Origin of the sequence: Psychrobacillus sp. OK032, from assembly GCF_900111345.1 — a bacterium.
Lineage (GTDB): Bacteria > Bacillota > Bacilli > Bacillales_A > Planococcaceae > Psychrobacillus.
Genome location: NZ_FOGY01000003.1, coordinates 371,670 through 382,408, shown reverse-complemented (window position 1 = coordinate 382,408; position 10,739 = coordinate 371,670). Strand labels below are relative to the sequence as shown.

The window sequence follows — 10,739 nt, the reverse complement described above, 5'->3', positions numbered from 1 at the left end:
AAACTTTGTTTCCTGAAGTAAGTGCTCAAACTTAATTGTGGAAAATTGATTAAACTTATTTTGTGAAAACTGCTCAATTCTACTTGACGGTTACACTTCCGCCCCCAAAATAAATTATGTCTGCTAACATGTTGAAAGATTAGCGAATCCCTTTAACGTTAAAAAAGGAAATTTAATAGTAGTATTTACAGTACGTTAATATTTATTACTTATATACACAAATACACTAAAAAGCTTCCCTGTAAATCGCTAAACGAGAAAAATTCAAACATGAACTAGCCGTCTTTCGTTATATCTGTTATAACAAGAAATGGCTAGAATTGTTCTTTTTATACTTTCCAATATAAATAAATTCCTCTCAAGTTTAAACCACTCGAGAGGAATTATTAAAGGGTCACAATGTTTGATAAACACTTATATAAACACTATTATTTTAAGCTTAATAGATACTCAGCAAAATTTACATCATTTATTAGCCTGTTTTTCTCTAGAAACTCTTCATCCATAGCCTCAATCGCTACTCTTGCCTCAGCTATTGCCTGTTCAGTTACATTTTCTCCTAGTTGGTTATACCATCTGTATTGATGTCTATCTTCTTTAAATAAGTTATTGACCTTTTCACGGGCTTTTTTATACTTATCTACTCTATCTTTTAAGCTTACATTTACATTATTCACCATTTGCGTTATCGCTTCTGCAGTTTTTAATGATTCTTTATCATTCACAAGCTCTTTTCTATATTGAGCTGCACTAACTGAATCACTTTCAGCAATCGACTCATGAGTGGTATATTTCTCTCCATTGGGAAATACTTTTTCTACTTCTTTATAAGCTACCCAACCAAGAACATAACTAAATTCATTAGTTCTTAGGTTCGGATTAGTGTCATTGACTAGATCGTGTAAAATAAATATATCCATTTCTTTATTCATAATATTTATATTACCTATATGTGAACCCAATATTCCAAACCTTTCTGTCCTAACAAACAATCTCACTGGTTTTTCTAAATCAACCTTATTTTTAAGTTCTAGATTGATTGCAGTTATATCGCCTACTTTATCCCAAGTTACCGATTTGAAGTCTACTATTTTTTCAACACTAGCACCATTATATAGATAAACATATTCCATTAAATCTGATACAGAATAACTATCTGGTTTTAAAGTCATTTTCATAGTGAACGTTTTTTCAGATTTAAAACTTCCCTCAATAGGATATATACTGTCGATTACTTCTATTTTATCTAAAATCTTCCCCGTTGTATCAACTTGGTACACAACAAGAGCATGACCAGCCCAGTATACAAAACTATCACCTTGTTTATAACTGAGAGCATCATTAGGTACTTGTTCCCACACGCCAGGAGTTTCTATATCCCCTTCATGCAAGTCGATTAATTGGTATCTCACTTCATACTCACCTTGGTTAACCAAATCAAGTGTAACGTAACCAAACTTACCTTTAACTTCATTTATGCCTGCTGCAAAATATGTTTCTTCACTTTTATTCAAAAGATCTTCATTAAAACCCTCATTTGTAATACCTGATATTTTTTGAAATTTCTCTTTAACTTCAATGGTATCAAAGCCATCTACTAAATCTTTTACTTCTTTCCCTTCAGGAACAATTATATTCCCAACCATAGAATCACCAGTTATTGCAATTTTAGATGATTTATTTTGCATTTCTAGATTTAAAATCGTTCCTGTTGTATCTAAAGTGACTTTTTTAGTGGAATTTACGAATACATTATCAAAATGACCTTTTCCTGAAATTGTAACCTGATCATTTGATTCAATAACTACATTAGCAATAGTTGCATTTAGCTCAACTAAAGTTGCACCTTTACTAATTTGAACATTTGGTAGAATGGTTCCTTTACTTGCATAAATATTAGCATTTGCTTGAATTCGTAGGGTTGTCACTTCTGTACTTCCTGTCGCTGAGAAGTTAACATCCTCTTTTGCAATTTCAATAACAGCCATTGTTGAATCCTTGAAGATTACGGTAATTTTTGTTTTAGGTTGTTCAGCTAATGGTATAGCAAAAAGCGATGCAACAGTTGCAATTTTTTGAGTCTCATCAATCTTAGCTGTGCCTTTTACAGTTAAGTTATCTGATTTAAAACTATTTTCCACATTGCTAGAAATTGTAAAATCTTTATTTACAATTAAATTATTCACAGAATTATAGTCACCTTCTATTACAACGGATCCATCTATCACAGCACCACCACCATCAAGTATTATATTCGAGGCTGATGAACCATTGTTTGTTAAGGTAAGTGCTACTACGTTTACAATTACATTATTAGTAACTTCAACAGTAATTTCTCCATTGTTTAAAGCCAAATTATTTGGGATTTGGAAGAAAGCCTTTAATTTATTGTCCACAGAATAAGTTTTACCATCAATTGTTACTCCATTACTTGTTAATTCATCAATTTTTCCTTTTACTTCCCCATTTACCATCTCAACTTTTCCAGATTTGAATGCTTTGATTGCTTCATTCAAAGTGGTTTCCGCTATATCCACAGTCGCTTGTGTTGCTTGATTACTGGAAACAACTAGTTCTGCCTCATTAATTGCTTCTTGAAGTGTTTTGATGGATCCTTCTGCATATTGTCCTTCTTCGCTTCCTTCTTCTGCACCCCCAAGAGCAGCTTCTGCTTCCGCAATCTTAGTTTCTAGTGCAGTCTTTACAACCGGCGACTCTTCCGTTTCATCAGCTACTTTTGCTTCTTCGAAAGAGGATATTGCTTCTTCCAATTCTGATATAGCTATATTTACCTCTGCTTGTGTCGCTAGTTCATCTGAAGTTACTACTTTCGCTTTTTTAATCGCTTCTTGTAGTTTTTCAATAGAACCTTTCGCATATTGGCCTGCTTCGCTTCCTTCTACTGCACCCTCAAGAGTAGCTTCTGCTTCCGCAATCATAGTTTCTAATGCCGTTTTTACAACAGGCGACTCTTCCGTTTCGTCAGCTACTTTTGCTTCTTCGAATGAGGATATGGCTTCTTCCAATTCTGATATAGCTATGTTTACCTCTGCTTGTGTCGCTAGTTCATCTGAAGTTACTACTTCCGCTTTTTTAATCGCTTCTTGTAGTTTTTCAATAGAACCTTTCGCATACTGGCCTGCTTCGCTTCCTTCTACTGCAACCTCAAGAGCAGCTTCTGCTTCCGCAATCTTAGTTTCTAATGCCGTCTTTACAACCGGCGACTCTTCCGTTTCGTCGGCTACTTTTGCTTCTTCGAATGTGGATATTGCTTCTTCCAATTCTGATATAGCTATTTCTACCACTGCTTGTTCATCTGAAGTTACTGCTTCCGCTTTTTTAATCGCTTCTTGTAGTTTTTCAATAGAACCTTCCGCGTATTGGCCTGCTTTGCTTCCTTCTACTGCACCCTCAAGAGCTGCTTCTGCTTCCGCAATCTTAGTTTCTAATGCCGTCTTTTCAACCGGCGGCTCTTCCGTTTCGTCGGCTACTTTTGCTTCTTCGAATGTGGATATTGCTTCTTCCAATTCTGATATAGCTTTATCTACCGCTGCTTGTGTCGCTTCTTCATCTGAAGTTACTACTTCTGCTTTTTTAATCGCTTCTTGTAGTTTCTTAATAGAACCTTCCGCATATTGGCCTGCTAAGCTTCCTTCTACTGCACCCTCAAGAGCAGCTTTTGCTTCCGCAATCTTAGTTTCCAGTGCAGTCTTCACTACTGCTGACTCTCCATCACTGCCACTATTATTTCCACTATCATTACCACTTGATGGTGGTGTATAACCGGAATCCGTATCGTTACTATTTGAGTTACTTCCTCCGCTTGTTGACGGTGGAGCTGCTGGTGTTTCAACTGTTCCCTGTACTTTCTCTACCTCTTGTATAAGAGCAGTAATGAAAGAACTCTTTTCAGGGTTTGTAAGTAATTTTATTAAGGAGCTAACACTTTCAAGTACTTTTTGAGCTTCTTCTTTTTTCCCTTCGCTCATTAACTTATCCGCTTCCGTGACTTTCATATAAATAGTAACTGGAACCATGAGTTCATCACGTTTGGTATCCGCTGGTTCTTTATAGTTCTCTAACAATAGGTCACGAGATGCTTTACCGGAAAATCTATACAATATGGATGTTCTTGATTTTAACTGAACAGATAACTTATGGTATGCTTTTTCAACCGCTGCTAAATCATTTTTCTCTTCTGCTTCTTTTATTTCTACTAACAATGGATCTAAGTATTTCGTTGCGTAGTTGTATGCGTCAATATATGGAATAAGACCTTTTATAATATTTTCATTATAAATAGTATCAATTTCTTTTAGTTTTGCTTGTTTCTCTTTTTCAGGGAGTTTAGAGTTAATTATTTCTTTCTTAATACCCTGATAATTATCTTTAACATTATTCAGTATTGAGTATAAAGAACTACTCGGTGTAAGTTTACCTTCTATGGCAGAATTCACATAGGAAGCCCTTGCTTTTTTCATCTCTAATTTAATCGAATCAATCGATTGTTCTATGGAAGTCGTATTTCCATAAGCGGGTGGTGTAAGAGATAAAAATGATGAAGATAATAAAACTGCTGCTGCTGTCTGTTTTAATAATTTCTTTTTCAATAAAATATCCTCCTAGTGGCGAAAGCACCTATTATGTGCATGAAAATATACACATGTCTATTTTACTATTTATAATAGAAATTCTAAATAGTATTAAATGAATAGACATTTTTTTTGATTTAGAGCGAAAACCCATAATTCATAAACGTGGATTATTAATCTACACTTATAATGATAGATAGAATTCAATTGAGTTGTACTAATTTTTGTTACAAAAAACAAACTACTCAACCTAAAACCACACCATCTATTGTGCAAGAAGATGGTTAAACGGTTCATTATGTTATAATGAAATTAAATTATCCAAACTAGAAAGGAACTAACTTATGACAAATACACCTAAAACATATAAAACTGAAATCGACTTTTCGGCAGACTGGGAAATACCAGCACAGGAGAAGTATATTTTTCAATATTTCCATCAACAGCTAGCAGATTTAGAAGCCAACCAGCTTCATGTTCACGGCGTAAAATTATATACAGTAGATGATGGAATAGTTGTAACGGCAATTATAAGACACTCTTTACCGAAAAAACTTCGCCTAGAACAAGTAGTTTTAGTAGTGAAAGATAAAGAAGGAAAAGAGCTTGCGAAAAAGCAATTCGATATGGAGTTGTTTGGAGAACTAGAAGCATGTACAGCTAGACCATGGAATTTCTTATTTGAAATGAACGATTTGCTAGTCCCTTATGAAGAGATTACAAATGAGATGGATTTTGAAATGGCATTTGAGTATTACGAAAAAGTAGTAAAAGATTTCGAACTATATTTAGATGAAAATTGGTCGAATGGTCTTACAGACGATCAAAAAGGATATGTGCAAAACTTAGTTTCTTCACTAGAACCTATTAAAGAAAATGAAATATCGGTTGTAGGATTCCATTTCCATGAAACAGAGGAAGCAGTTCAAATTTATATCATCATTCGTAATGCATTCTCTGAAACATTAACAATCGAGAACCTACCGATTCAATTGTTTGATGCTGCTGGTGATATGGTATGTAAGCTCGGATTCCCAATTGGCGAATTCGAAATTGCTTCCAAACAAGCGCGTCCGCTTAGCTTGTCTTTCTCAAAAGAAGTGTTCATGAAAGAAAACCCTGATTTCAGCTCTTGGAAAATTGAAATGATTCCACAAACTTTGTAATACATGAGTAAAGCCGTTAAAGAGTCCCCCTCTTTAACGGCTTTTATTTTTTTTCGTACAAAGATGCGATCTAGCGTATATCCAATACCTCTAGCGTGGTTGGAGCAGTTGTTCCTGCAACAAGGGCTAATTTCGCTTTCGAAGGTGTTTCATACTTTACTTTAGCAGTATTTTTTTGAACGAAACTACTTCCACCTACACCATATAACCCGTTATTTTGTCCCTTATAACTATATACACGATACTCCTCACCTTTTTTCAACATACGAACAGGTGTCAAAGAACCATTACTTTCGATTTTTACGAGTGGTGTGTCCTGTAAAATCGTTACCTTTCCAATTTGCCCAATCTTTAATTCGGTTTTACCCCACATTACTTTAGTTGCTGCATTTGTATTTATTGGAACCGTTATTAAAAGTCCTAAAAGTAATAGGGTCGGCACAATCATTTTAGCTATTTTCGTTAACATTACTTTCTCCTCCTTTTTTATTATGAATCAAACTAACATTACTACTATTGTAATAGATATTAGATGTTATTAGTAGGTAGTTGAACTTTATAACATAAACTTATAGTATAATAGTGGAAAATGAGGTTTAAAGGAGGAAAAAACAATTGTTTGCAAAACTGTATAAGAAAAGAAATGTAATGCTCTCCTTTTTCGCAGTTATTCTGCTCTTTGCTTTACCATTAATGGCAAGTGCGGAAGAATTCGAGAGCAATCTGGATGATGCATTGAATGTGAAGCCCGATAAGGTCTGGACAATTACATTCAATAAACCAATCGATCCTGCTAGTGCCCATTCTAACTCTATTTTTGTGGTAAATTCCCTTGGTGAAAAAAAGAACGGAGCCATCACTGTTTCTGCAAATCGAAAAAGTGTCATAGTCGCACCTCCACTTGAAGATTATAAGAATGCAGAGACATATACTCTACATATTACGCGAGACATTAAAGATGATAAGGGAGAATCACTATCCTCTTACACTTTTAAGAAATTTACAATCGGGTCGTCAGGTACATATGACATTGTCTCCATACTCGCAAATGGAACTACTAATCTTGTTAAATCCTATGCTAAGTTCGAAGAGGCTGTTACTAATTTGAAAGCGGATCAGGCAATACAATATAATGGGTCACTTATTAAAATGCCTAGTGGTTTGGTAGTTACAAAAGCCACCGCATCGAGTGTGCTAACGAATATTTATTCGGACAAACAGCTTAAGAAAGCTGCGACATATGTACCCTCTAATACAGAATTACTTTATATTGACTCAACCGATACATATGTTGAAGTGAATGTAGCTGGGAAAAACTTATATATAAAACATGAGAATAGTAATCTTATCCCTTGGAATGCGTTAAAAGGAAGATCCTATTATTCTGTTTCAAATGGTCAACTTATACATTCGATTTACTCTCCTAACACTGGCTCATATGCATCCTATCAAGTTGGAAATGCACCTAATTTCATGACCTCAGGCCAAACATATTACAGTGTGGACGGAGCACATTTTACAAATGCCACTGGACATGAAGTCGGGACAAGCTATCCTTACTTTCAATATTTGTCCGCTAGAAGCAAAACGAATTATACAGCTACAGAAATCGATGCCTATATAATGTCCATGCTTCAAAAGTTAGAAAGAGACCATCCAAACATCCCTATGTACCAACAAGCAACACAAAAAAGTAAACTAATTGGACTTGGCTCTTATTTAAAACAAGTGGAAGAAACATATCATATCAATGCTCTACATATCCTTGCCTTAGCGCAACATGAAAGTGCCTATGGATTAAGTGATAGAGCCCAGCAGTACAATAACTTGTTTGGTTTATACGTAACGGACAATAATCCACTTGCCAAACATTTCGACACAGTCGAGCAGAATATTAATGAACTCATAAATGCGTTTTTGAATAAAAACTATCTACCTCCTAATGCAGGTTATGCAAATGGTAGCGTCTTTGGAAATAAAGCAATCGGACTAAATGTAAGATACGCATCCGATCCATACTGGGGTGCAAAAGCAGCTGGACATATGTATCGAATCGATCAAATGATGGGTGGTAAAGATTCCGCAAGCCCATATAAGCTTGGCATTACAACTTCTACTGGTCTAAACGTTCGCACTGGTCCTGGAACTAATTATACTGCTGCGTACAAATATACTAATTCTGGAATGCCGATTACTATTCTAGATGATAACTTACCAGAATCCGATTGGATCAAAGTACTTTCTGACTCTGCTTCATACGAAGAACTTTATATTCATCGTTCTTATGTTCAAGAGCTTCCGGTGAAATAACAGAAATGATCCACTCAAGTATAAATGCTTGAGTGGATTTTTTAATTAATTTGTATACGCATGAATGGGTCAAATAAATGCTTCTACTGCATTCAAAAAGTTCATTTTAGCGCAGCATAAAAGCAACAAGTTAAAAACCAAACTCTTTAAAGGAATATGTAAAGGGACCTCTTCTTGATTTAGGAAGTCAGATATCACTGAGTGAATTGAATTAATGACTTAGGTAGTTGGGATGAATAATGCTCTTAACTTCCTTTTATTTTTACTTAAGCACATAATAAAAAAGTTCTCCAGAGATTTCTCTCTGAAGAATTTTTTTAAATTTCTATTTTATTTAATAGTGCCTATTATAACCGGTCCATTAGAATTTGATTTAGTTGCGTTATATGCAAGTTGGTCTTGGTTTACTATTCCAGAAGTAGCTATAATAATAAGCGTAGACGAATGATGAGTAAATTCAGGTTCTACTGAAACAAACTCAACAACTTCAAGTGTATCACCATCTATATACTCCACTTTAACTACAGCATTTCTACCAAAACCGTCATTTATGGTTACCGTACCTGTTAAGGCTTTCTTAAATTCATTTCCATATGAAGGATTAATGAATGTAAAATCTAAAGTATCGAAAATGGATAAACCATTATCATTGTTATCATTTAGAGTAATCTCAGTTGAAGCGAAAGCACCTTCGTTGATTGTCGCTGTAGCTGGATTAGTTGGATTTTCTGATCCTACCCCATTATTTCCGTCTTTACCAGGGGCATATTGATATGCTTCAAATTTATTCGCTTCGTTTTGCAATATGCTAATCGAACCAACAGTCCATTCTCCATTTTCATCTACCTTAGCTGTACCAATGAATACACCGTTACGGTATACATGTACAGTATAACCTGCTTGAGCAGTACCACTTATAATATAGCTAGAACCATCGTATGTCACAGGTGTATGCGCCGGATTCGTAATCTCCAATTTAGCAGCTTTTGTTACTTCACTTGTTATATTCCAAGTAGAAATGTTTTCTGGTTTTATTTCATAGCCAGCTGTCACAGAGTCACCATTAGATAGTGCTGTTTCGAATACTTCTTGTGATACACGTTGTCCATGAATGAAAAATAGGTCATTGGCATCCCATTTGTATTTGAAACCACCGGTAAATATATAGTTATCCTCAGTGTATATATATGGATCCACGATACTTAACTCATAAAAATCACTACTATTTTGCAACTGGAAAAAATGAGTCATTGGTGCTTTTTTACTCTTTTGATTTCCATCAAGCTTTTGGATAGTCGGTTGTACAAAGGTAGCTGAAGTTGCGTCAGCTGTTGCAATGATAAAAGTTAAGTTTCCGTTTTGATCTGTGTAAACGGTCAATTCTTGCCCTGCATTTCCTATATGACCATTTGCAGAAGTGATCACTGCAGTTGTAGAAGTAGTTTCAGTAGTAGTGTTTGCTTCTGATAAGTTTATCCGTACACGGCCAACATATGGAGATCCATCCAAGTTAGTTAAATTTGCTCGGTATATATGATTATTGGAGGTTTCCAAATAAGAATCATTTGTATCAAATAATATAATACCTGTAGTATCAACAACCGCTTCTGTTGCAAATTTCATCTTATGGTCTTTCCAAGTGACCATGTAATTGGTAGACGAATTAAGATCAGAAGTTGTCAGAATTACTAACTTTTTGTCTTCTGATAATTTAGCGTCTTGTACAGTTTCTCCTGAAATTTTAAACTGTCCAGCTTCTAAACCAGCTAGTGGTATAGAATATTCTTTTGAAAAATGAACAATCACCATGTTTTGTCCGTCAGAAGATACCGCAAGTGGTTGTAATGGTAAAGAAGCTTCTATGTCCGTATAACTTTTCTCTAATTGAGTTCTGAAAGTGAATTTCGCAGCATTAAAAGTTAAGTAATAATTAGCTTTCTCTAATTCAGCGGCTCCTTCTGCTAGATTGTTCTCTTTAATAAATTGAGAAGCTTTCTCTAGATACATTTTCACCGTTACATCATATTTAACTTGCTCTATTAACTTTTCCATAGCAGGTTTTACCGCATTACGAATTCCATTTCTAGTAGATTGTCCATAGACTCGGTCCAGTAGTATTACTTGCTTACGATATTCAGCAGTTGCTGTGTGATAAGTGACTTCCACTTTATCAAGATCCGTAGAATCTATTGCTTCTCGAAGATTGTTTGTTAAATTGATAATTTTTTCACTTGATGTAATGGCATCGATATATGCCTGTGCACGTTTTACATGTGTTTTAGGTTCTACTAGTCTAGCTTGAATACTTAATTTTTCAGAATGTGAAAGCTTTGTAGCTGCCATCTCTGCTACTTTAATAGCTTTCTTCGCAGTATTATATTGATTATATGGGCGAGTTTTATAATCAGCAGATCCTTCTACTGAAATTGCCCATTTTAATATGGTGCCGGCATTTTGTGCATCTGTTACTAATTGATTTGTATTCGTTGCCGCTTTAGCTTGTTGCGCAGGTGATTTAATAAATGCGGCTATGGCAATTGAACATGCTATTTTTAAGACTTTATTTCTCATAATTTGAGTTCTTCCTTTACTAATATGTATCCAGGTTTTAATCCAGTGGAGTCTTTCTATAAATAAGTCTATCATGAATAGCTTTCTTCAATTTTTCCAA

At 35.0% G+C, this 10,739-nt stretch carries 5 protein-coding genes; 2 read left to right on the top strand and 3 right to left on the bottom strand.

Annotated elements, in window-relative coordinates; genetic code table 11:
• Window positions 1-428: 428 nt before the first annotated feature.
• Window positions 429-4,610, bottom strand: coding sequence for an FIVAR domain-containing protein (locus tag BMZ04_RS08750; protein WP_093268038.1), 4,182 nt, complete (start codon window positions 4,608-4,610; stop codon window positions 429-431).
• 326 nt (window positions 4,611-4,936) lie between these two features.
• Between BMZ04_RS08750 and BMZ04_RS08745 the strand changes: the two genes are divergently transcribed.
• Entirely contained in the window at window positions 4,937-5,758 is an 822-nt protein-coding gene (locus BMZ04_RS08745; RefSeq protein WP_093268035.1) for an SLAP domain-containing protein, read from the top strand.
• Between the two features lie 70 nt (window positions 5,759-5,828).
• Here the strand turns inward: BMZ04_RS08745 and BMZ04_RS08740 are convergent, their stop codons facing one another.
• Window positions 5,829-6,227 (bottom strand): hypothetical protein, encoded by a 399-nt coding sequence (locus BMZ04_RS08740; RefSeq protein WP_093268032.1) that lies wholly within the window; start codon window positions 6,225-6,227, stop codon window positions 5,829-5,831.
• Between the two features lie 146 nt (window positions 6,228-6,373).
• Here BMZ04_RS08740 and BMZ04_RS08735 point away from each other — a divergent pair, with 146 nt between their 5' ends.
• Window positions 6,374-8,068, top strand: coding sequence for a glucosaminidase domain-containing protein (locus tag BMZ04_RS08735; protein WP_093268029.1), 1,695 nt, complete (start codon window positions 6,374-6,376; stop codon window positions 8,066-8,068).
• A 330-nt stretch (window positions 8,069-8,398) separates the two neighbouring features.
• Here the strand turns inward: BMZ04_RS08735 and BMZ04_RS08730 are convergent, their stop codons facing one another.
• Window positions 8,399-10,639: a hypothetical protein gene (locus tag BMZ04_RS08730; protein ID WP_093268025.1), complete on the bottom strand. Its 2,241-nt coding sequence runs from the start codon at window positions 10,637-10,639 to the stop codon at window positions 8,399-8,401.
• Window positions 10,640-10,739 lie beyond the last annotated feature (100 nt).

Excerpts from the sequence above, each read along its gene's own strand:
- BMZ04_RS08745 (WP_093268035.1), top strand. The coding sequence starts at position 4,937 with ATGACAAATACACCTAAAACATATAAAACTGAAATCGACTTTTCGGCA.
- BMZ04_RS08740 (WP_093268032.1), bottom strand. The coding sequence starts at position 6,227 with ATGTTAACGAAAATAGCTAAAATGATTGTGCCGACCCTATTACTTTTA.
- BMZ04_RS08730 (WP_093268025.1), bottom strand. The coding sequence starts at position 10,639 with ATGAGAAATAAAGTCTTAAAAATAGCATGTTCAATTGCCATAGCCGCA.